The following is a 22,272-nucleotide window of genomic DNA, read 5'->3' on the forward strand; positions in this document are numbered from 1 at the left end:
ACCGCTAGATTTTCGCAGAGTAGCTTTTAATGTTATCAAAGGTGTTTTTACGTGGCCGTTCTTAGGCTAGCGGTGTTTGAACCACCCTCATTTTAGGTGATGGTAACTTGGTTCGCCAGTCGACGCGGCTAAATGACGCCCTTCGTTTGACTCTTGGCAGCGTGAAGTAGGGCGAGGCGGTGCAACAATTCATCTCGCTGCCGCTTGATTTCTTTGCCCGTATCGGTATCAGCAACCCGCTTGCGTTTGACCACCTGTTCAATAATGCGTTTAGTTGAGACAACGTCAGTCATATCAGCAATCGCCCGTTTTCTTGTTGTGAAGGGCTTATGCGTGACGAGTTGCAAACCGTAGGAGTTGGATAGGAGGGTGTAGCCGCCAATCCCCGTCGTCTTATGGTACGGTTTCGACATCCCACCGTCGATAACAAAAATTTTACCGTTGGCTAAAATGGGTGAATTACCAACTTTAACTGGCGTATGACCATTGATGATGTGGGCATCTGGGCCTAATCCCAGGTCTTTAAAGAGCTGGTCGGCAAACCATTCTTCTTGCCGTAAAGTAAAATAAGGGTTTAGTTTTTCAACGTGGGTGGTTTTGTCAGCAATGAAGTAGCGTTCAAAGGTCGTCATTTGATCCTTACCAAATAGTGGGGACATTTTTCCCGTCCACAAGTACCACAGCAGGTCAGCATTGAAACTTTGCTGTTCCTTTGGACAATGTAAGGATTGGCGAATCACCTTATCAAAATAATCGAGAAGGCTTTGGCCGGCATAGTCCCGGCCCTGAATGTGCCAGCTTAATAGTTTTCCTTGGCGATCAACGGGGACGCAACCGTGCAATAGTAAATTACCATTGTACTTTAAGTACATGGAGCCGTTTTCGACCAAGTAAGTAATGTGCTTTTTCAATTTGGGTGCCGCGGCGAACGCTGCCATTAAGTCGGCCACAATGGTTTGCTCGTTTGACGTTAACTGGTAAGGATTGTTAGCGTCAACCAGTTGGAAACAACCGTTAATAATCGGATAGGTGGTTCCGTTAATCACGATACTTTGGCGGTCGGGGCTTAGTTGACTTAGGAGGAGGCGACTTTCCATTTTAAATTCGGGCCGGCGTTGAATGGCTTGACCTTCTAGTTTAAATTGCATAATGGCAACCGCTTGTTGAACACAATTATTGATCAAATTATCTTCAGCGGTGATTTTATTACCCGTATCGGATTTAGGAGTAAAGCCTGGTAAGGGTTGATAGTGCGCGCAGGCAAACTCAATTAGTGGCGTTAAATCAATGCCGTATGAATCCTGTAAAATCTCAAGGTTATCGTAGCGGGCGCAGATGCGCAGTAGGTTTAACATACATAGTTTGGACCCGGCTAAACTGCCTAACCATAAAATATCGTGGTTCCCCCATTGGAAATCAAAGTTTTTCCAGTGGTGGGATAAGTAGTCAATAATATAGTCTGGATGCGGCCCCCGGTCATAAATATCGCCAACGATGTGAACGTGGTCAACAACTAAGCGTTGAATGGAATGACAAGTTGCGATGATGAACTTATCCGCAATGTCTAACTTGATAATACTATCCAAAATATTCTGATAGGATAATTGCTTCGTTTCAGAGCTCGTATCGGTATAGAGGAGTTCTTCGGTAATGTAAACAAAGTCGGGGTTGATGGCTTTTCTAACTTTAGATTGCGTATACTTATTGGCCGCATAGCGCAACACTTCAACGAGGTTATTAAAGGCGTCCATGTACCATTGAATCAGCTCTTCGTGGTCCTTGATTTTAGCTTTGGTTTGCTCAAGAATCTCGGACGGATAATAAATTAAAAAGGCTAATTTTTTTTGACTGTTTGGCGACAAGCGTCCGGTAAACAGCTCCGCAATTTTTTGCTTAGTATTTCCAGAACCGTTACGCATAATGTGTGTGAATTCGTCGTACTCCCCGTGAATATCACTGATAAACGCTTCAGTTCCTTTGGGTAATCCTAAGATTGCTGATAAATTAATTAGTTCGGTATTGATTTCATTTTCAGTTGTGAATTTTTCAGACAATTTTATATACCTTTCCTTGCATAGTGTTTTTTAGTCCCCCAGCATCGAGCATATTAAAACTATACCATTTTATGTATCCGCTTCCAATAGTTGTATTGAATTGTCAAATAAAGTGCATTTTTGTGCAAAAAAATTTCACTAAAACGCCCCCCAGTTCAACCACGTACGTAGTCACAATTGTCCGGTCTTTGTGGGCTGGTGGGTGCGCAGATTTTAACCGAAAAATGCATTAAAGCGGGACAATTAATGATGGGGTTAGCCAAGTCATTAATTGTCCCGCTTTAATTATTATTTGTTAGTTTGAACGTGGGTCGCGTCATATTAATAGCCCAACCGGGCGCCAAAGGTCAGCTGGCTTCGTTCACCGGCTCACCGACTTTCGATAACTACTCTAAACGCGAACCCGGTGATCAATTGTAAAGAGGGTCGGGTCTAAGTGCGTGATCAACGGTGACGCGTCCCCAATGCTGAGGAGGGTCAGGTGGTGCATTGCCCGCGACGCAATCGTATAGAGAATCCCCGTGTCAGCTTCATCAGCGTAGTTAGTTGCGGAAACGTCGTAGGCAATCACGGCGTCAAATTCCAGCCCCTTGGCGAGGTAGATTGGCATAACAATGACTCCTAACGGCATTGTGCGGTCGCTATCCGCCATCAAAGTGGCAACGGTGTGGTGTTTCAAGAATTGATAAACCGCCCGACTTTCGGCCAGGTCCTTCGTCAGGACCGCCACGGTGTGGGTCGATTCTAATTGATGATTGACCTCACTGAGCAGACCGTTCAGAGCAGCTTCGTGGCCGTAGCGGATCATCACCTTCGGTAGGTCCCCTTCACGGGTGAAGGCCTGAATCTGGTCGCCATCGGGTAAGAGCGCCTTAGCAAAGTTAGTAATTTGCTTCGTGGAACGGTAACTCTTATTAAGGGTGATGAGATTGGCTCGTCGGACGGCAAAGGCGTCCCGCAATCGTTCCAATAATTGTTGAGGCCGTTCAATCCCCTTAAAGAGTGCCTGCTCACTATCGCCTAATAAGGTAAACTTCGCGAGTGGGAAGGCGTGCTTGATGTAGAGCAACTGGGCAAGCGAATAGTCCTGCATTTCATCCACGAAGATGTACTGCATGCGTCGATTTTGGCCGCTTCCCGTCAAAATATCGCGTAATAGGAGTAACGGAGCGCAGTCAATCAGTGCGATTCGGTGGTATTCAATGCCGGTGCGGAAAGCTTGCATCCGAGTTTGCCAAGCCGTTGGGTCAATATTCTGGGGGCGCTTAACTTGGGCCAAAAAGTCATTATACTGTTCATAAGTATCAAGAAAATAACCGTTATAAATGGCGTCGTACACTTGCCGCAAGCGTTTGGTAATAATTTGTTTCCCAATGTAGAAGACTTCATTGTCGAGTGATTGGAAGTCCCCACGGCGCTTCTTGCCTAAGAGGTCGTGGTAGGCTTCGTCGCTTAACTGATCAATGATTTCGTTGACCCAGTCGGACTGGGCTTCGTCACTAATCCGGTGTTTTAACCGCTTAATCAAGGTGTTCTTGATGGCTAAGAAGCGGTCGGCGGGCTGCATCGCCTTCGGTAAGTCGGCGGCAATTTTGGCAATTGAGGCCTTATGGAAGAAAATTTCGCCGTTAAACATAATGTTAGTGAACCGTAACTGGTCGGCGGGCAATTGCTGACAGTAGGCCGTCACCTGCGTCATGAAATCAGCGCTTTCTTGAAAAGCACGTAACGCGGGGGCCGCGGTGGTTTGCTGCCGGTCTTGTTCGTAGCGCTCAAATAAACTTTCGACCGTTAATCCTTGAAAGCGGGCGCTTAAAAATTCTGCCAGGGTGACCTGCCGCATATTACGCTCTCCTAAGCTAGGGAGCACCTCTGAAATGTAATGACTAAATAACCGGTTAGGTGAAAATAGGACCATTTGGTCGGCTTCGAGCGAGGCGCGTGAATGATAAAGTAAGAAGGCGATCCGTTGCAAAATGGCCGACGTCTTACCGGAACCAGCGACCCCCTGAACGACCAGTAAATCACTGTACGTATCGCGAATAATATCGTTTTGTTCCTTTTGAATCGTCGCCACAATGTTTTGCATGTAGGCGTCGTTTTGTTGGCCTAAAACGGACTGGAGGATTTCGTCACCCACGGTTTCGTTCGTATCAAACATATTCTTAATTTCACCGTGATCGATTTGAAATTGACGCTTCTTAGTCAGTTCGGTCGTCTGTTTGCCGGCTGGCGTTTGGTAGGCCACTTTTCCCAGGGTGCCGTTATAGTAAACGGATGAAATTGGCGCGCGCCAATCGTAGACCAGGAAGTTCTGGTCGTTATCGACGAACGAAGCCGTCCCAATGTAAAGCCGTTCGGGGGCGTCGTCCGGGGTATCCTGAATGTCGATGCGGCCGAAGTACGGCGAGTTACCTAAATCCTTTAAGACGCCGACCTGCCGGTTTAAAATTGCTTCGGATTCAACCGCCCGTTCGACCATTTGTTTTTGCTGTTGAAGTTCGGCGTTGGTTTCAATCCGGTCGTCGACTTCAAACGTATTGACGGAGTTATTATCACCATAATTTTTCTGAATAACATCGGTTTCACGGTGGGCCTTGGCGAGTAAATCGTCGGTTTGTTGGGCCCGTTGCTTAACTTGCGCGACCACCTGATCGACCCGTTGCTGTTCTTGTTGTTGTTCCTGCGCTGATGTTGCCACTAATAAGGGCCTCCCGTCTTTTAAAGCGTTAAATTGCTTGAATTATTCTAGGCGGATTTACAGCGAGTGTCAATTAAAGAGCATGGGGCCGCGCTTGGCGAAACGCAGACTTGCATGTTGTTCGGAAGTATTCTAATATGATTTTAATAATTCTAATAAATGGAGGTGGCAACTTGCGTGTGGGGTTAATTCAATTAGACATTCGTTACGGGGATCCGGCGGCGAATTTCAAGCAGGTGTCCGCTGCCATTCAAAAGGCGGCTCGCCAGCACGTGGACGTGCTCGTCTTGCCCGAACTTTGGAACACGGGGTACGCGTTGGACCGGTTACCCGAATTAGCGGATCAAAATGGCCAGCAGACGCAAACCCAGTTAAGTGCCCTTGCCCGGCAGTGGAAGGTGAACATCGTCGGCGGTTCGGTCGCGGTGGCTCGCAACGGGCACTACTATAATGAAATGCTAACGTTTGACCGACAGGGCCAGCTTTTAAGCCGCTACGATAAGGTACACTGCTTTGGCTTGATGGGTGAACAAGAAGTCATGACCGCTGGCAACCAAGAGAATCGGTTTACGCTGGATAATGTTCCTGCGTTTGGGGTGATTTGTTACGATATCCGTTTTCCGGAATGGCTCCGTAAGCAGGCGGCCCGGGGACCACAAGTCCTGTTTGTTAGTGCTGAATGGCCGACAGCGCGGTTGACGCAGTGGCGATTACTGTTACAGGCGCGGGCGATTGAAAACCAAGCCTATGTGGTGGCGGTCAACCGGGTCGGTGACGACCCCCAGAACGCGTTTGGCGGGCAATCGTTAGTGGTAGATCCGCTTGGAAAGCTCGTGGCGATCGGTGGTGCCCACGCGCAATTGATTACGGCCACGTTAGATTTGAAGCAAGTCGAGCGGGTGCGGGAACAACTGCCCGTTTTCGCGGACCGGCGGCCGGAGCTGTACTGATTGCCGGGGGCGGTTGAAGAAATTTTGACAGGCGTTGTGATAACGCTTAAACTGGAACTAATTAATCGTTGAAGAAAAGAACAGTAGGAACGCCACCAACAGAGACCTCACGAATGCTGAAAGCGAGGACGGCTGACCGAATTGGCTTTTTGGAGATTCGGTGCAAGCCGGGAACCCACCCTTATCGGTAACGAGTGGCAGAAACAAGTTTCTGCAATTTAGGTGGTACCACGGTAATGCGTCCTAATTGACTATTAAAGTCAGTTGGGACGCTTTTTTTGGTTTCAACTGACCAGAAATTTGAAAGGATGTTCAACATGACAAAAAAGGTAATTTTAACGGGTGATCGCCCAACTGGTAAACTACACATTGGCCATTACGTGGGTTCGTTGCGTAACCGGGTGCTATTACAAAATAGTGGTGATTACGAGTCATACATTATGATTGCGGATAACCAAGCGTTGACTGATAACGCGCACGATCCCGAGAAAATTCAACGGAGTTTGCTACAGGTTGCGATGGATTATTTAGCGGTTGGGATTGATCCTAAGAAGACGACCATTTTGGTTCAGTCACAAATTCCCGCGCTGACGGACATGATGAACCAGTACTTAAACTTAGTGACGGTTGCCCGGTTAAACCGCAACCCAACGGTTAAAACGGAAATTAAGCAAAAGGCGTTTGGTGAAAGCGTTCCGGCGGGCTTTTTCGTTTACCCGGTTAGTCAAGCGGCCGATATTACGGCATTCAAGGCGACGACGGTGCCCGTTGGTGACGATCAAGAGCCGATGTTGGAACAAACCCGTGAACTGGTGCGGAGCTTTAATAAGACGTATAACACCGATACGTTGGTTGAACCGGAAGGCTACTTCCCACCAAAAGGGTTGGGGCGGATTCCTGGGCTTGATGGGAATGCCAAGATGAGTAAATCGTTGGGGAATGCGATCTACTTGTCTGATGATGCGGATACGTTAAAGAAGAAAGTGATGTCGATGTACACGGATCCGGACCATATTCACATTGAGGATCCGGGTAAGATTGAGGGCAACGTGGTCTTCACTTATTTGGATATCTTTGATGAGGATAAGGCGAAGGTTGCGGACTTGAAGGCGCAGTACCAGCATGGTGGTTTGGGTGACGTGAAGATTAAGCGTTACTTGATGGACGTGTTGGACGGGGTGTTGCGCCCAATCCGCGAGCGGCGGGCAATCTACGAGGCGGACCCGGCGCAGGTTTTGCAGATCTTAAAGGATGGAACGGCGAAGGCTAACGTGGTGGCGGACCAGACTTGGAGCGAGATGCAGGCAGCGATTGGAATTAATTATTTTGATTAGAGTGTGAGGGCCGGCGGGTTGGTCTGAGGATTAGCCTAGCCACCGGTATGACGCGGGTTGTGCGTTGTACCGGTGGCGTAGCTAACCGCAGGACCAAGCCGGCCCGAACACGTTTCGGCTATAGGGCAGGGCGTGTCGTGGTTTATGCGATGGCGGCTTAGCGCAGTAAGCACAGTGGTCAGCTTGGTTGAACACGTTTCAATTAGAGTGTAAGGGCCGACGGGCTGATGCTGAGCACTACCTAGCTAAGGGCATGGTGCCGGGTTTGGGCATTGTGCCCTTAGCGTAGTAGGCGCAGGCGTCAGTCGGCCCGAACACGTTTCGGTAGCCCATGAAAAAACCTGAAAACAGCCTGGCCGATTGCCAAGCAATATGCACATTTAAAAAGCTCGTAAACGTTGTAATGACTGCGTTTGCGAGCTTTTTTATTAGCTGATGATGAAAGAAAACGGTCGTCTAGACCACTTATTTTCATGGGTACAAATATATTGATACATTAAGATATTTTTAAAAATATAAAAAATAATTGGTCTAAAGTTTTGAAAATTGAAGCGCTTTCAATGTGAATGTGCTAACATAATTTGTGGGCACAAGTTTTACAAGCACCTACTAATTTAGACCAGAAAGGAGGAATGACCATGTATCATGCCATTGCGCAGGACATTATCAAGTCGATTATGGCCGACGAATATACGACGAAGTTACCGACGGAAAAAGTGTTAATGCAACGCTTCGATGCAAGTCGGAACACCATTCGCAAAGCAATCGACGTTGTTTTCCGGCACGGGCTTCTCAGGCGCGTGCAGGGCAGCGGTAACTTTATCATCAAGCAGCCAGCAAACTCGGGAACCATTTTAAATTTGTCAATCGGGTTTGACCGTGCGGCGATGGTCGAAGGGGGACCGTTAGTCTCACAAGTAGTCACGTTCGACAAAGTCCAAGCGGACGACCGGTTAGCGGGTCAGGGTAACATTGCGGTTGGAACGGAATTATACCGTGTCATCCGGTTACGTTACCTGAAAGGGACCCTATACGACCTTGAAGAGTCGTACTTTCCGCGGACGGTGGTGCCGTTTTTATCGACGGATAGTGTCCAGCATTCAATCTTTGCTTTCTTACGGGAAGCTTATGATATTTACGGAAGTACGACGGAAAACTACGTTCATCAAGTCAGGTTGAATGACGAGCGTGCGGCGTTGATCGGCGTGCCAGTAGGCGATAAGACGATGTGTTTGGATGCAATTAATTATTTGGCAAATGGCGATGTGTTTAACTTTTCACAAACTTTCTTTGTCTATCCAGACTTAGAACTGTATTACCATACCGAAAACATTGATTTGCAAAAATAAGTCCTGACGGGTTCAGGGGTCATTGAATCCGTTCCTGGCACTAATTAGAATAGGAGTGAGGGTATTATGAATTCATTTATCGAATGGTTAAATAAACATTTAGTACCTGTTGCAGCTAAAATCGGAAACGTTCGGTGGTTAGTTGCATTACGTGACGCATTTATCTCAATTATGCCGGCAATGATGGCCGGTTCGATTGCGACCGTCTTGAACGCCTTGGTTCGCGATATTCCAACGAAGTTTGGTTGGATGGGGTTCGTGAACTCAATGCAGTGGTTAATTGGAATCAACGGAATGGTTTGGACCGGAACGTTAGCAATTTTAGGATTAATTTTTTCATTCACGTTTGGTTACCAATTAGCAACCCAGTACAAGGTTGAACCTGTTACTGGTGGGATCGTAACCCTTGGAACGTTCATCATGAGTTTGCCACAAAACTTCACGGGGACGTTAACTAAGAGTCTAAGCGCAGGCGCAACTAAAATTTTGACGGACTCTGGAATGGCCGTTGCCGGCAAACAAGTGACGGCGTGGGGCTACTTCAACTTCAACACCTACTTTGGTTCGTACGGTTTCTTTACCGTTATGATCTTAGGGGCGATTGCAAGTACCGTTTACATCTTCTTGATGAAGAAACACATTACAATTAAAATGCCGGATTCAGTACCGCCGGCAGTTGCAAACGCCTTCACGGGGATTATTCCAGCCGCTGCAGCCTTCTACGTTGTTGGGATTATCAACTGGTTATTCAGTAACTTTGGTCAAACAACGGTTATCGAATGGATTGCTAAGGTTATTCAAGAACCACTCTTGAACCTCTCCCAAGGTTACGGGGCAGTTCTCTTGATGACGTTATTAGTACAAGTATTCTGGTTCTTCGGGATTCACGGTTCCAACGTCTTGGCCCCCGTTTTAGATGGGATTTGGTTAACGGCACAATTAGCCAACATTAACGCCTTTCAGGCCCACCAAGACTTACCATACCTTTGGACACGGAACTGCTTCGACCTGTATGCTTGGATCGGTGGGGCCGGCTCAACCTTGCTCCTCTTGATTGCCATTCTGGTCTTTAGTAAACGTGATGATCAACGGTCAGTGGCGAAATTGGCCATTGGACCAGGCTTCTTTAACATTAATGAACCCGTTATGTTCGGGTTACCAATTGTATTAGACCCAATTTACTTTATTCCGTTTATTTTGGCACCAGTGGTTACCGTTTCAATTGCTTACGGTGCGATTACCGCTGGCTGGGTTGCACCAATTACGAACAACATCGTTTGGTCAATGCCACCGATTATGAACGCCTTAGTTGCGACGATGGACTGGCGGTCAGTTGTCCTACAAGTGGTCAACGCCTTGATTGCCTTTGCGATTTACGTACCATTTGTTAAGGCTGCTAACCGCATCAAACCAGCAGAGATTGGAGAATAAAAACTCATGAAAACCTTAAAACAGTGTTTACTCATTGGAATTAACTTATGTTTATTAGTTGTCGTCTTGAGTCCCTTGGCCGGCACGATCGGGCAGTGGGTGACACTCGGACTAGGGTTAGGACTGAGCGCCGGGTTGTATTTACTGTATCGGCGGGTCGGTCGCCTCGAAAGGAGCAACCAACATGCAGATTAAAGTTAAATTAAACGCCCCCGTCGACTATTTGTATTCCCAATTAATTGGATCGGCACAGGCAGATATTCGGCAACAAACGGGGCGGCCAGCGCCCAAGCAGAGCCTGCAGGGCTACCGTTACGAGAAACGCTGGGGCAACGGGATGACCGGCTCCTTGACGATTACCCACGCTGAACCGGGGATTCGCTACGCTTATCAATTGGAGACACCGCGGGATCATTACGGCGTCGACTATCAGTTTGAGGCGACGGCGGATCACCAAACCACCTTAACCTACGCGGAAACGGTAATTGGAAAGGATAACAAAGCTCAGGCTAACAACCGGATGGGAATCTTCCTATTAGGTTGGTTCCGTAAACGCCGTTTTAAGAAAATGATGAGCCAAATGGCGGCGGCCTATTATCAATAGGCCCCGTTAATTAAGGAGTTAGTCACGTGTTAACGTGGCTAGCTCCTTTTGGGCGTTAAACGGAAAGTCTGCAAAGTCCCCGGGTTAATGATAGAATATTAGCCATTCAGATATTGAGAAGGGGTAACTTAACGTGACAGAAACACCATTTTGGACCCAAATTGCGGCCCAGGCGAAAGCAGCCCACCGGCCAATTTTAACGATGGCACCAATGGAAGCCGTTAGTAATACGGTATTTCGGCAGGTCATCAGTCGTGCGGCCGCACCGGATACGTTTTTTAGTGAGTTTGTTTATGCTAAAAGTATTACGGATCCGCATACCAAATTTCCGGTTCACGGTCGTTTGTACGTAGCACCAGCTGAGAAACGGCGGCCGGTAGTGCAATTATGGGGCAATCAGGCGGATGATTTTGCCCGGGCGACGGCCGTTTTGAAGGACCGCGGATTTGAAGCGGTCGACATTAACATGGGTTGTCCGGACGGGACGGTTATTAAGAATCACGGTGGTAGTGATTTGATTCGCAACCCCCAGTGGGCGGCGGACGTGATTGCCGCGGCTAAAACGTCGGGGCTGGCAGTAAGTGCTAAGACCCGGCTGGGGTACAGTCGGCTAGATGAATACCCGCAGTGGATAACGACTTTACTAGAACAACACGTGGCCGTATTGACGGTGCACCTACGAACCAAGCAAGAGATGAGTAAGGTGCCCGCCCACGTGGAAGTCATCGACGATTTAATCCGGTTACGTGATCAAATTGCGCCGGAAACGCTCCTGCAAGTTAACGGTGACGTGCTGGATTATCAAGCCGCTGTGGCGTTGGCCAAGCAACATCCCGGGTTAGACGGTGTCATGATTGGTCGCGGGGTGTTTGCCAACCCGTTTGCGTTTGAAGCGCAGCCACAACCGCATTCCCTGGACGAGTTACTGGGGCTGTTGCGGTTACAGTTGGATTTATTCGACGACTTTGCGACTAAGTACGACGTCCCCCGCTTTCCGTCGTTGAAACGCTTTTTCAAAATTTATGCACGGCCCGAACTGGGGGCGACGGCCCTACGTAACGCGATGATGGATGCTAAGTCGACCGATGACGTGCGAAAAATATTGGCGAATTACCAAGCGCTAGTTGAATAATTGGATGAGGATGACGGGGTAACCGGTCATCCTCATTTGCGTTTTTAAATGCTGATTGTTGAAACGTGTTCAGACTAGCTGGTCCTGCGGTTAGCTACACAAGGTGCTATATGCACAGACCGCATACGCCCGCCTGCTAAATAGTCGAAACGTGTTCGGCCCGACTGACATTTGCGCTTGCTACGCTAAGCCGCCGTCGCCTAACCCACGACAACGTCTTAGCTAGGCAATGCTCAATGTTCAACTTGACGCTTCTCACTAGATAGCCGAAACGTGTTCAGACTAGCTGGTCCTGCGGTTAGCTACACAAGGTGCTATATGCACAGACCGCATACAGCACCTTGTTAGGCTAATCCTCAGACCAAAGCGCTAGTCCTCACACTCTCACAGCAGGGTTTCATGTTAAAATAAGACTAACTGATTAATTTCAAGGAAAAGCGAGCGTGGTGTGGCATGAGAAACTTAGCAATTGTGGATCTTGGCTCGAATTCGGCACGGATGGCAGTCAGCCGTTTGTACGCCAACGGGCACGTTGAAGAGCTCAAGCGGGTCAAAGAAGACACCCGCTTGTCAGAAGGAATGGGGCCGGAACACACGTTGCAACCGGCTGCGATTAACCGAACGATTAAAGCGTTGATCAATTTTCGCCGTCTGTACGAACGGATGCCCGATACCGACGTGATTGGAATTACGACGGCGGCCGTGCGGATGGCGAGTAACCAAGCGGCTTTTCTAAAGCAGGTTAAACAAGCAATTGGGCTTGATTTACGGGTGCTGTCCGGTGACGACGAGGCCTACTACGACTATTTAGGCGTTGCGAACTCGTTAGTCATTAAAAACTGCTTGATTTTAGATACCGGTGGCGCTAGTTGTGAACTGATTTTAGTTAAAAACGGCGTTAAGCAGCATCTGATCAGTGTTCCGTTTGGCGCCGTGACCCTGTCTGAACAATTTGGATTAAACGACCTCGTTCCGTCCGTAAACTTGTTTCGGGCGCAAATGTTTCTCCGCGACCGCTTAGCGGACATCTGGTGGCTGAGTGAGGCGTCCCACTGCCCAATTGTTTTACTAGGAGGAGCTAACCGGACACTTGCCCGGATTAACCGTCGGCGTCAAAAAAAGCTGAAAGTAGAGGATATCCACGGCTACCGCTTAAAGACGGAGACCGTTTACCACACCTTTTTAGACTTCTTAGCGCGTTCTAAGCGCGGTCGTCAGGATATCTCCGGCATGGAATACGCCCGCGCTGACATTATCGTGGGGGGGATGCTGCCGCTGGTGACACTTCTCCAAATGCTCGATAGTGACCGGGTGATTTTCTCCGAAAGTGGCGTTCGCGAGGGCATTATTTCGGAATACTTGCAGCAAACCAATGATTAAAGAACAGGAAGGGTTATATGACAGCTGATTTTCGTCATTTTTATCAAAAATCATGGGCAGAGCGGGTCGCCATCGTTGCCGAACAGACGCAGCTGAGTGCGGCGGAGCAGGCCCTTTTTAAAAAATACTACTTACCGCAACACCACGATATCATTGAAAACTATTTAACGGATTACCCCCTGCCAATGGGGCTGGCGGTTAACTTTGTGATTGACGGTCAGGCGCACATCGTACCGATGGTGACCGAAGAACCATCGGTCATTGCCGCGGCTAGTAACGGCGCCAAGATTGTTAAACGGGCTGGCGGTTTCCGGACCACTTTGAAACGCCGAGAAATGATTGGTCAAATTGTTTTAGAGCAGTTACCGGACCCCCAGCAAACGGCGGCTTTGATTGAAAGTCACGCCGTGCGGCTCTTAGAAGTGGCCGATGCGGCCCACCCCAGCCTAAAAAAGCGTGGCGGCGGGGCGCGTAAACTACGCACGCGCATTTTGGGTGCCGGTTACTTATCCGTGGACCTATTCGTGGACGTGCAGGCTGCCATGGGGGCCAACATGCTGAACAGTATGCTTGAGGCCGTGGCCAAGTCAATTGGCGTGTTAACGAAGACGGCGCCACTGATGAGCATTCTATCCAACTACGCGACCGCCAGCCTCGTTAAAGCGGAATGTGATATTCCGGTCGGCTTACTACAAGCGGGCCGGTATTCCGGCCAGTTAGTGGCACAAAAGATTGCTGCGGCTAGCCAGGTCGCCCAGTTGGACCCGTACCGGGCGACGACCCACAACAAGGGCATCATGAACGGCATCGACGCCGTGGCGGTTGCGACCGGGAACGACTGGCGAGCACTTGAAAGTGGGGCCCACGCTTACGCGGTTCAGGCGGGCCAGTATCGTGGTATGAGTTGCTGGACGACGGATGGGCAGACGTTATATGGTAGCTTAGAATTACCGTTACCAGTTGGAATCGTTGGTGGTTCGATTAAAATCAACGAACTGGCGCAACTTAACCAGCGGCTATTAGGCATTACCAGTGCCCGCGACTTGGAGCGAATTATGGTTGCAACTGGCCTGGCTCAAAACTTAGCCGCTGTTCGGGCTCTCGTGACGACCGGAATTCAACAGGGCCACATGCACCTGCAATTGAAATCATTAGCGCTAGCCGCTGGCGCGACGCCGGAAGAAGTGCCCCGGTTATTACAACAATTAGAACAAGCGCCCCATCAAGACTTAGCGACGACGCAACGGTTGATTGCAACGCTGCGTCGGACTGGATCAACAAAAAAGGAAGAGACCGATGACTGAAATTAAATTAAACGAAGCCGTAACCGGCTTAATCAACCTGACCAATTCACTTTATCCCGATAACGTTTCCGTCCATTTAGGGACGGAAAAATCTGGATACGTGCGTCACGACCAGGCGCAACAAGTGCTTAAAGACGGTAACATTGTGGTTGAAGTGAAGGACGTCACCGCGCCCAACTATACGGCGTCCCACGAACTACTCCATTTACTGCTATTACTACAAGGGTTTCCCCAGATTACTTTCAATTTAACGACGCGCGACCAGCAGTTAGACGAACAGCTGATGGCAATTGCCACGGAACTGTATGACATGGTCAGTCACGTGTTAGTCGTTGCTAAACAGCGCGAGCACGCTTTAATTGATGAGACGGTGGAAGCTGAATACGTGAAGGGCGTCTACGCGACCATTGATCCCGAAGTCCCTAATAAGGACGATGCCATGATGACGCTCCGACTCTTAACGTTGACCGACCTGCTCGTTTTCTTTAACGGAGATTTGGCACCGGAACTTGAAAAGCGGGTCAGCGGCGACTTTCCGAAGAGTTGGCCAGCTGCTAAGACGTTGTACGCGGTCATTACCCGCAAGGCCGTCGATACCCCGTTTGGGATGCGCCGGGCAATTGTGAAGTTGTTTAAGGCCTTTGACGATCAAATGACGGCTTGGCAATTACCGGGACTGCACGGGAACGAATTCGTCACGGTTCAAAACGTATTGAGCGAACGCCAGGAACGGTTAGAAGTACGACAATTATTTGATATTTTCCATTCGGATATGTTGGACAAGCATAAGAATACCCGGGCGTACATCGGGTTAAACAAGGGTGACCAGCAAAACGCCTTCGTCTTACCCGCGCCAGCGCAAAAGCATAGTGATGCTTTCTTTAAGGAGACCTATGGTAAAACGGTTAAGGAGCTCTTGACTGGTCTAGACATTCCGTACACCTTGCGTTAAGCAACTAAGGGGGAATTTGGCATGGACACAAGCGCACAAGCAGCCGTACAAAACGCGCACCACATTGTTTTTATGACGGGGGCCGGGGTGTCGACCCCGTCGGGTATTCCGGATTACCGGTCGAAAAACGGCCTGTATACCGGACACCATAACGCTGAATATTATTTAAGTCACCAGTTTTTGAAGGCCGACCCACTCGGCTTTTATAACTATTTAAAACAAAACCTGTATTACCCGAAAGCGCAACCCAATGTAATTCACGAAAAAATGGCAGCGCTAACCCGGCAAGGCCGGGCGAGTGTGATTACGCAAAATATTGATAATTTGTATCACGTTGCGGATACGCAACACTTAGTTGAGTTTCATGGTAATTTATACCAAATTTATTGCACGACCTGTGGTCAAACGGTGGCCTGGGAAGACTACTTGAAATCGCCATACCATGCGACTGATCACGGGTACTTGCGGCCAAACGTCGTTCTTTATGATGAGGGCATTGCGACGGCCAATATCGAGCGGGCGGTTCAGTATCTCCAGCAAGCCGACCTGGTCGTCATTTGTGGCACGTCGTTTCGGGTCTATCCGTTTGCCGGGTTAATTGACTACCGGGCGGCGAATGCCCAGGTAATGGCAATTAATGAAGAACCCTTACAATTGCCGTTCGCGTTTACAATGGTCCAGCAAAACGCCGTGGACTTCTTTAAGGAAGTGACGGTAGCATGATTACAATTGGCTTAACCACTTGGACGGAGCATCCTAGTTTGCTGGGGGGCACCGACAAGTTAACGCTTACGGAATATTCCGGTGTCCTGCCAGTCGTGGAAGTTGATACCCCGTTTTACGGGATTCCCAAGCCGAGTACGGTTGCCAAGTGGCACCAGCAAGTGCCGGACCGCTTTCAATTCATTTTAAAGGCCAACCAGGTGATGACCTTGCATAATATGCAGGAGGAGGGGCTATCGATGGACGCTCTGAAAACGGCGTACCGCGAGTACCGGGCGATGTTAAAGCCCCTCGTCCAAGCTAATCAGTTGAAGGCAATTTTGTTTCAATTTCCGCCGTTTTTTGAACGTTCAAACCGTAATTTCCACTATCTGCAGCGAATGGTGCAGTGGTTACCAGGACTCCCAATCGCGGTCGAATTTCGCAATCAGAGTTGGTACGAACCGGGCGTGAAAGATGCGGTTTTCGACTTCTTACGCGACCTGGGAGTGGCCCACGTTGTCGTGGACGAACCGCACGCACTCAACGACGGCGTGTCGTTTGAACCGGTCGTAACGAGCCCCAAGTTAGCACTCCTAAGACTCCACGGCCGTAACCAGCAGGGCTGGTCCAACAAGGGGCCCAACTGGCGTAGTCAGCGGACGCTTTACCGCTATAGTGATCAGGAAATTGCTGATTTTAAACGGGTGGTTGAAAAACTGCAAACGCAAACCGCAGAAGTGTGCGTGATCTTCAACAACAATTCCGGTGGTGACGCGGCCGACAACGCGATGACGTTGAAGGCCCAGCTGGGAATTTCGTTTGGCGATTTGGGACCGCAACAACTCGACTTATTTTAAGGGGGTTGCGTCTAAGGGCTTTTCACCCCGTAACGCCTTAAACTAAGCGTTAAGTATGATACAATGAAAAAGAATTTAACTAAATTGACACAGTTAATTGAAAACAACACGTTTGAAGGGAATTTAGGTTATGGCAGAAACAAAACCAACGTACTACATTACAACGCCGATTTATTATCCATCCGGCAAGTTGCACATCGGGAACTCCTACACGACAATTGCGTGTGACACCTTAGCGCGTTACAAGCGGGCCATGGGTTACGACGTCTTCTTCCTGACCGGGACGGACGAACACGGCTTGAAAATTGAAGAAAAGGCCGAAAAACTCGGCACCGATCCTAAGTCCTACGTGGACGGGATGGCTAAGGGGATTAAGGACCTTTGGCAATTACTTGAAATTTCAAATACTAAATTTATTCGGACGACGGATGACTACCACGAACGCGCTGTCCAGGAAATCTTTGACCGACTCTTAAAGAGCGGCGACATTTACTTAGGCGAATACGAAGGCTGGTATTCGGTTGACGACGAAGAATACTTTACGGAAACGCAACTCGCTGAAGTTTATCGCGACGATAACGGTAAGGTAATCGGTGGTAAGGCTCCAAGTGGTCACGAAGTCGAACTTGTTAAGGAACAATCGTACTTCTTCAAGATGAGCAAGTACGCCGACTGGTTATTAGACTACTACAAGCAACACCCAGACTTTATCGAACCAGCTAACCGGATGAACGAAATGATCAACAACTTCATCAAGCCCGGCTTGGAAGACTTAGCCGTAACGCGGACCAGCTTTACCTGGGGCGTTCCCGTTAAGAACGATCCTAAGCACGTGGTTTACGTTTGGATTGACGCGCTAATCAACTATATTACCGCGCTCGGTTACGCAACCGGCGACAGCGAGGACTTATTTAATAAGTTCTGGCCAGCCGACGTTCAAATGGTTGGGAAGGAAATCGTTCGTTTCCACACAATCTACTGGCCAATTATTTTACACGCCCTCGGCTTACCACTCCCCAAGAAGGTCTTTGGTCACGGTTGGCTATTAATGAAGGACGGTAAGATGTCCAAATCGAAGGGGAACGTGATTTATCCCGAAACCTTGGTAGAACGCTACGGCTTAGACGCCTTACGGTACTACTTAATCAAGGCGATGCCTTACGGGAACGACGGTTTATTTACGCCGGAAGACTTCGTTGCTCGGGTCAACTACGACTTGGCTAACGACCTTGGTAACTTGTTGAACCGGACCGTTGCAATGATCAACAAGTACGAAGATGGCAAACTGCCCGCTTTTAAGGCCGGTGTAACGGACTTTGACGCCGATTTAGAGGCGGTGGCTGCTACGACCATTACGGATTACAATGCGCAAATGGATGACTTACACCTTGCGGATGCGTTAGGATCAGTTTGGAAGTTGGTCGCACGTTCTAACAAGTACATTGACGAAACGGAACCGTGGAAGTTAGCTAAGAGTACGGACACTGCGGATGCTGACAAGTTAGCTAGCGTGATGGCCCACTTAGCGGCCAGCCTGCGGGTGATTGCCAGCTTGATCAGCCCAGTAATGACGCACGCGCCTAAGGAAATTTTCACCCAGTTAGGGTTAGATATTAATGATTTGGCAATTGCTGATTTGAAGCTGAGCGATTTACCAGCTGGTGCGCAAGTGGTTGCGAAGGGAACGCCAATTTTCCCACGGGTTGACATGGACGAAGAGGTCAACTTCTTGAAGACTAAAATGACGAAATCGGACAAACAGAAGGGACGGGCTGCTATGGAAGCTGCAAAGCACGAAGCCGAGGTTGAACAGGATTGGAACCCTGCTGAGACCGAACTGAAGTTATCGAAACCTGAAATTACAATTGATGATTTTGACAAAGTCGAACTAAAGGTTGCCGAAGTCGTAACTGTTCAAAAGGTGAAGGGCGCGGACAAGCTCTTACAATTCCGGTTGGATGCGGGCGATGAAGATCACCGGCAAATCTTGTCAGGAATTGCGGAGTGGTATCCGGAACCAGAACAGTTGATTGGTAAGAAGGTCATCATTGTGGCCAACTTGAAGCCAAGAAAGTTGCGCGGCGAGATGAGTCAAGGTATGTTGTTGTCGTCGGAGCACGATGGCAAGGTGCAATTAATCACTGTTTCTGAAGATTTGGTGAATGGGTCGGTGTTGGCATAAGAGTGTGAGGCCAAGCGGGTTGACCTTGAGCATTGCCTAGCTAAGGCGTTATCGCCCGGGCTTGGCGATGGCGCCTTAGCGTAGCAAGCGCAGAGGTCAGCTTGGTCGAGCACGTTTCAGCTATAACGCAGGAAAGTGACGCGCTTTTTGCGTCGTGCCGCTGGCGTAGCAGGCGCAGGCATCAGTTGGTCTGGAGCACGTTTCGACTATTAAGTAGGGGAGCGTCGCCCGGGCTTGGCGATGGCGCCTTAGCGTAGCGAGCGCAGAGGTCAGCTTGGTCGAGCACGTTTCAATAGAGTGTGAGGGCCGATGGGTTGGTCGGAGGATTAGCCTAGCCACCGGTGCGATGCGGTTTGTGCATGGTGCCGGTGGCGTAGCTAACCGCAGGACCAAGTCGGCCCGAACACGTTTCGGCTATCAAGCCGGTGAGTATCGCGGGTTCGACACCTTAGCGTGGTGTCGCCCGTCATCCCTACCATTCAAATACGCAAAAAATAACCATCCAGAGCGGAAAATACTCAATTTTTCTGCACTGGATGGTTTTTGATTAGGCTCGTTAAAAGGGTTGCTATAATACGGGTGCTATGATGTACGGTGTTGATTTGTTAAGAGGACAGCCGATTTAATTTTCAATCAATTCGCTGTGACAACTGAAATAAGCAAGATTATGCGAAATTTGGTGATTTTCTGTGGAATCATCTCCATTATTTAAGGCGTATTAAAATTAATCCGTAGAACTCAATATAAAAACTAGTCTAGCCAGCAGCGGGTGTAACCATGGCTCAACTGCGAAATTATTCTTAGCTGGAAGTGGGCTGCTTCCGGCTTAGAATAAGGCTCAAATCGATGCCCGCAGTGTTCCAGCCACCCGGTTACACCCGCTGCTGGCAAAAATCTCAACACTAATTGTAGTACGTGGTGTTGATTCGTTAAAAAGAATCCGCCCGTAACGGGCGCTTTTTGGCTACTGCTTGCGTCTCATGGTAAAATCAACTAAGATAACACAAGCAGAAAAGAGGGACAGTATGCGTATCTTTGATTCACATACCCATTTAAATAGTGCCGAATTTATTCAGGACGTACCCCGGTTTTTGAAGCAGGCCCGCGACTTGGACGTCGTTCGAATGGCCATTGTGGGTTCCAATACCCAAATGAACGCGGACGCGCTTCAACTAGCGCGGACCTATCCAGAATTAGTGGCAATCGTTGGTTGGCACCCGGAAGATTCGAAAAATTATACGGCGGCAACCGAAAAGGTATTAATTGACCAGCTACAACAGCCGGAAGTCGTGGCGTTAGGCGAAATTGGCCTAGATTATCATTGGGACACGTCGCCGCGCGATACTCAGCAGAAGATTTTTGCCCGTCAAGTTGCGATTGCCAAGGACTTGAACATGCCGATTTCGGTGCATAATCGGGACGCGTTTGCGGACACTTATCGGATTCTAAAGGAAGCGGACATCCGCGATACCGGTGGGGTAATGCACAGTTTTAATGGCGACCCCGAATGGTTGAAACGGTTCTTAGACCTCGGGATGCACATTTCGTATAGTGGGGTGGCGTCGTTTAAAAACGCCCGTGAAGTCCACGCGTCGGTGCAGCAGACGCCGCTGGATAAGTTGTTGGTGGAAACCGACGCGCCCTATTTAACACCCGAACCATACCGTGGCAAGCAGAACCAGCCCGCCTATACCCGTTACGTGGTGGAAGCCATTGCCAAATTACGGGAAACGACGCCGGCGGCCATTGCCGCGCAAACTTATCAAAATGCAGAGGAATTTTTTAAGATTGAAGAAAATTAAAGAAGTAATCGTAGTTGAAGGTAAGGATGATACTAAGCGCTTGGCGTTAGCGGTTGACGCGGACACCATCGAAACGAACGGCTCCGCCTTATCTGACCAAACGCTAGCGCATATTCGCCAGTTACAGGCCAGTCGCGGGGTGATTGTCTTTACCGACCCGGATTATTCGGGGGAGCACATCCGCAAAACCATTTCAGCAGCCGTACCGGGCGTTAAGCACGCGTTTTTGCCGCGGCAGGCGGGCGTCCCGACTAAGGCCGGAGGAAGCTTGGGCGTTGAACACGCTAGCCCGGAAGCCATCCGCGCGGCCCTGGCCCATTTATACACGGAACGGACCGACGCGCCAGCCGTTTTGATTAGCCAGCGAGATCTGATCAAGGCCGGCTTGTTAGCCGGACCGCAAGCGCGCCAACGCCGGGAGCGGTTGGGGGAATTATTACAAATTGGGTACGTTAACGGCAAGCAGTTACCTAAACGGCTCCAGTTATTCCAAATCCAACCGGATGCTTTTTGGCAAGCCGTCAGTCAACTAACGACAGAGGAGAACGATTCAACGAATGAGTAAAAGTGTAGATATTGCAAGTCCGGCACATACCCGGGCAATTATGAACACCTACGGCCTGCGGGTCAAGAAAAGCCTGGGTCAGAACTTTTTAACCGATCAAAACGTCCTCCACAACATCGTGGCGACCGCTGAAATTGGTCCGGACGATAACGTGATTGAAATTGGTCCTGGGATTGGGGCCTTAACGGAATATTTAGCCCGGGCGGCCCACCACGTGTTGGCCTTTGAAATTGATGACCGCTTACTACCGATTTTAGACGAGACTTTGGCTGACTATGACAATGTCACGGTAGTTAACCAGGATATTTTGAAGGCGGACTTAGCAGCCATGATTAGCGAGCACTTAGATAACGAGCGCCCGTTGAAGCTGGTCGCCAACCTACCGTACTACATTACGACGCCAATTCTAATGAACCTATTAGCGGGCAGTGTCCACTTTGAAAACATTGTGGTTATGATGCAACGCGAAGTAGCTGACCGCTTGGCTGCGGAACCGGGAACCAAGGCGTACGGCGCCTTAACGATTGCGGTTCAGTACCGAATGGCGGCCGAACTCGCAATGGTTGTACCGCGGACCGTTTTTGTGCCGGCCCCGAACGTTGATTCGGCCATCGTTAAATTAACGGCGCTACCCGCGCGGACGCACGTGCCGTTTGATGAAGCGGCCTTCTTTAAGGTGGTCAAGGCTGGCTTTGCCCACCGCCGGAAAAACTTATGGAATAATTTGCAGAGTTTGTTCGGGAAGCAACCGGAAACAAAAACGGCGATTGAAACGGCCTTAGCGACGGCTGAAATTGATCCGAAAATTCGGGCGGAACGCTTGACGGTGGACGAGTTTATTACCTTAACGGATGCGTTGCACGCAGCTGAATTAATTTAGGATTGGTCTGGTCGTGAACTCTCCCGTCACTAAAGTAACGGGCTTCGGCGTAAAAACCTGCAACTAAACAGGTTCTATCCGAAAACGTTT

18 protein-coding genes are annotated in these 22,272 nt (G+C 49.2%); 16 read left to right on the forward strand and 2 right to left on the reverse strand.

What is annotated here, in order from left to right; translation table 11 throughout:
- Positions 1 to 128: 128 nt before the first annotated feature.
- Together FFM79_RS08340 and helD are read right to left on the reverse strand one after the other, a co-directional pair.
- Positions 129 to 2,054 carry a fructose-1,6-bisphosphatase gene (locus FFM79_RS08340; RefSeq protein ID WP_137643015.1) on the reverse strand — a complete coding sequence of 642 codons (1,926 nt, stop codon included), beginning with the start codon at positions 2,052 to 2,054 and terminating at the stop codon, positions 129 to 131.
- A 391-nt stretch (positions 2,055 to 2,445) separates the two neighbouring features.
- Positions 2,446 to 4,755 carry an RNA polymerase recycling motor HelD gene (gene helD, locus FFM79_RS08345; protein WP_137643016.1) on the reverse strand — a complete coding sequence of 770 codons (2,310 nt, stop codon included), beginning with the start codon at positions 4,753 to 4,755 and terminating at the stop codon, positions 2,446 to 2,448.
- Between the two features lie 173 nt (positions 4,756 to 4,928).
- On the opposite strand from helD, the gene FFM79_RS08350 reads away from it, so the two are divergent.
- The 16 genes from FFM79_RS08350 to rsmA all read left to right on the forward strand — a co-directional run bounded on the left by FFM79_RS08350 (position 4,929) and on the right by rsmA (position 22,182).
- Entirely contained in the window at positions 4,929 to 5,705 is a 777-nt protein-coding gene (locus FFM79_RS08350) for a carbon-nitrogen family hydrolase (protein WP_137643017.1), read from the forward strand.
- Between the two features lie 317 nt (positions 5,706 to 6,022).
- A complete protein-coding gene (gene trpS / locus FFM79_RS08355) occupies positions 6,023 to 7,039 on the forward strand; it encodes a tryptophan--tRNA ligase (protein ID WP_137643018.1) in 1,017 nt (338 codons plus the stop codon).
- Positions 7,040 to 7,677: 638 nt separating this feature from the next.
- Positions 7,678 to 8,388, forward strand: coding sequence for a GntR family transcriptional regulator (locus tag FFM79_RS08360; RefSeq protein WP_137643019.1), 711 nt, complete (start codon positions 7,678 to 7,680; stop codon positions 8,386 to 8,388).
- Positions 8,389 to 8,454: 66 nt separating this feature from the next.
- The gene (locus FFM79_RS08365) at positions 8,455 to 9,819 is read left to right on the forward strand and encodes a PTS sugar transporter subunit IIC (protein ID WP_137643020.1); all 1,365 of its coding nucleotides are present in this window, start codon (positions 8,455 to 8,457) and stop codon (positions 9,817 to 9,819) included.
- A 6-nt stretch (positions 9,820 to 9,825) separates the two neighbouring features.
- Complete coding sequence (locus FFM79_RS08370; protein ID WP_137643021.1) at positions 9,826 to 10,014, forward strand: hypothetical protein; 189 nt, start codon at positions 9,826 to 9,828, stop codon at positions 10,012 to 10,014.
- Complete coding sequence (locus tag FFM79_RS08375; protein WP_137643022.1) at positions 10,004 to 10,423, forward strand: DUF3284 domain-containing protein; 420 nt, start codon at positions 10,004 to 10,006, stop codon at positions 10,421 to 10,423. Before FFM79_RS08370 ends, FFM79_RS08375 begins: the two co-directional genes overlap by 11 nt.
- Positions 10,424 to 10,556: 133 nt before the next feature.
- Positions 10,557 to 11,555, forward strand: coding sequence for a tRNA dihydrouridine synthase (locus tag FFM79_RS08380; protein WP_137643023.1), 999 nt, complete (start codon positions 10,557 to 10,559; stop codon positions 11,553 to 11,555).
- A 453-nt stretch (positions 11,556 to 12,008) separates the two neighbouring features.
- Positions 12,009 to 12,935, forward strand: a complete 927-nt coding sequence (locus tag FFM79_RS08385) for a Ppx/GppA family phosphatase (RefSeq protein ID WP_137643024.1) — start codon at positions 12,009 to 12,011, stop codon at positions 12,933 to 12,935.
- 17 nt (positions 12,936 to 12,952) lie between these two features.
- Complete coding sequence (locus FFM79_RS08390; RefSeq protein ID WP_137643025.1) at positions 12,953 to 14,239, forward strand: hydroxymethylglutaryl-CoA reductase, degradative; 1,287 nt, start codon at positions 12,953 to 12,955, stop codon at positions 14,237 to 14,239.
- A complete protein-coding gene (locus tag FFM79_RS08395; RefSeq protein ID WP_137643026.1) occupies positions 14,232 to 15,191 on the forward strand; it encodes an IpaB/EvcA family protein in 960 nt (319 codons plus the stop codon). The genes FFM79_RS08390 and FFM79_RS08395 overlap by 8 nt, the downstream gene beginning before the upstream one ends.
- Before the next feature lie 21 nt (positions 15,192 to 15,212).
- A complete protein-coding gene (locus tag FFM79_RS08400) occupies positions 15,213 to 15,914 on the forward strand; it encodes an NAD-dependent protein deacylase (protein WP_137643027.1) in 702 nt (233 codons plus the stop codon).
- Entirely contained in the window at positions 15,911 to 16,753 is an 843-nt protein-coding gene (locus FFM79_RS08405) for a DUF72 domain-containing protein (protein WP_137643028.1), read from the forward strand. The genes FFM79_RS08400 and FFM79_RS08405 overlap by 4 nt, the downstream gene beginning before the upstream one ends.
- 130 nt (positions 16,754 to 16,883) lie before the next feature.
- Positions 16,884 to 18,935: a methionine--tRNA ligase gene (gene metG, locus FFM79_RS08410; protein WP_137643029.1), complete on the forward strand. Its 2,052-nt coding sequence runs from the start codon at positions 16,884 to 16,886 to the stop codon at positions 18,933 to 18,935.
- 1,025 nt (positions 18,936 to 19,960) lie between these two features.
- On the forward strand, positions 19,961 to 20,737 hold the full coding sequence (locus FFM79_RS08415; RefSeq protein WP_137643030.1) for a TatD family hydrolase: 777 nt from the start codon (positions 19,961 to 19,963) through the stop codon (positions 20,735 to 20,737).
- Entirely contained in the window at positions 20,724 to 21,302 is a 579-nt protein-coding gene (rnmV, locus tag FFM79_RS08420) for a ribonuclease M5 (RefSeq protein WP_137643031.1), read from the forward strand. Before FFM79_RS08415 ends, rnmV begins: the two co-directional genes overlap by 14 nt.
- Complete coding sequence (rsmA, locus tag FFM79_RS08425) at positions 21,295 to 22,182, forward strand: 16S rRNA (adenine(1518)-N(6)/adenine(1519)-N(6))-dimethyltransferase RsmA (protein WP_137643032.1); 888 nt, start codon at positions 21,295 to 21,297, stop codon at positions 22,180 to 22,182. The genes rnmV and rsmA overlap by 8 nt, the downstream gene beginning before the upstream one ends.
- The last annotated feature ends 90 nt before the right edge of the window (positions 22,183 to 22,272 follow it).

Origin of the sequence: Lactiplantibacillus modestisalitolerans (genome assembly GCF_005405425.1) — a bacterium.
Taxonomy (GTDB): Bacteria; Bacillota; Bacilli; order Lactobacillales; family Lactobacillaceae; genus Lactiplantibacillus; species Lactiplantibacillus modestisalitolerans.

Excerpts from the sequence above, each read along its gene's own strand:
- trpS (WP_137643018.1), top strand. The coding sequence starts at position 6,023 with ATGACAAAAAAGGTAATTTTAACGGGTGATCGCCCAACTGGTAAACTA.
- FFM79_RS08360 (WP_137643019.1), top strand. The coding sequence starts at position 7,678 with ATGTATCATGCCATTGCGCAGGACATTATCAAGTCGATTATGGCCGAC.
- FFM79_RS08365 (WP_137643020.1), top strand. The coding sequence starts at position 8,455 with ATGAATTCATTTATCGAATGGTTAAATAAACATTTAGTACCTGTTGCA.
- FFM79_RS08370 (WP_137643021.1), top strand. The coding sequence starts at position 9,826 with ATGAAAACCTTAAAACAGTGTTTACTCATTGGAATTAACTTATGTTTA.
- FFM79_RS08375 (WP_137643022.1), top strand. The coding sequence starts at position 10,004 with ATGCAGATTAAAGTTAAATTAAACGCCCCCGTCGACTATTTGTATTCC.
- FFM79_RS08385 (WP_137643024.1), top strand. The coding sequence starts at position 12,009 with ATGAGAAACTTAGCAATTGTGGATCTTGGCTCGAATTCGGCACGGATG.
- FFM79_RS08390 (WP_137643025.1), top strand. The coding sequence starts at position 12,953 with ATGACAGCTGATTTTCGTCATTTTTATCAAAAATCATGGGCAGAGCGG.
- FFM79_RS08395 (WP_137643026.1), top strand. The coding sequence starts at position 14,232 with ATGACTGAAATTAAATTAAACGAAGCCGTAACCGGCTTAATCAACCTG.
- FFM79_RS08400 (WP_137643027.1), top strand. The coding sequence starts at position 15,213 with ATGGACACAAGCGCACAAGCAGCCGTACAAAACGCGCACCACATTGTT.
- FFM79_RS08405 (WP_137643028.1), top strand. The coding sequence starts at position 15,911 with ATGATTACAATTGGCTTAACCACTTGGACGGAGCATCCTAGTTTGCTG.
- metG (WP_137643029.1), top strand. The coding sequence starts at position 16,884 with ATGGCAGAAACAAAACCAACGTACTACATTACAACGCCGATTTATTAT.
- FFM79_RS08415 (WP_137643030.1), top strand. The coding sequence starts at position 19,961 with ATGCGTATCTTTGATTCACATACCCATTTAAATAGTGCCGAATTTATT.
- rsmA (WP_137643032.1), top strand. The coding sequence starts at position 21,295 with ATGAGTAAAAGTGTAGATATTGCAAGTCCGGCACATACCCGGGCAATT.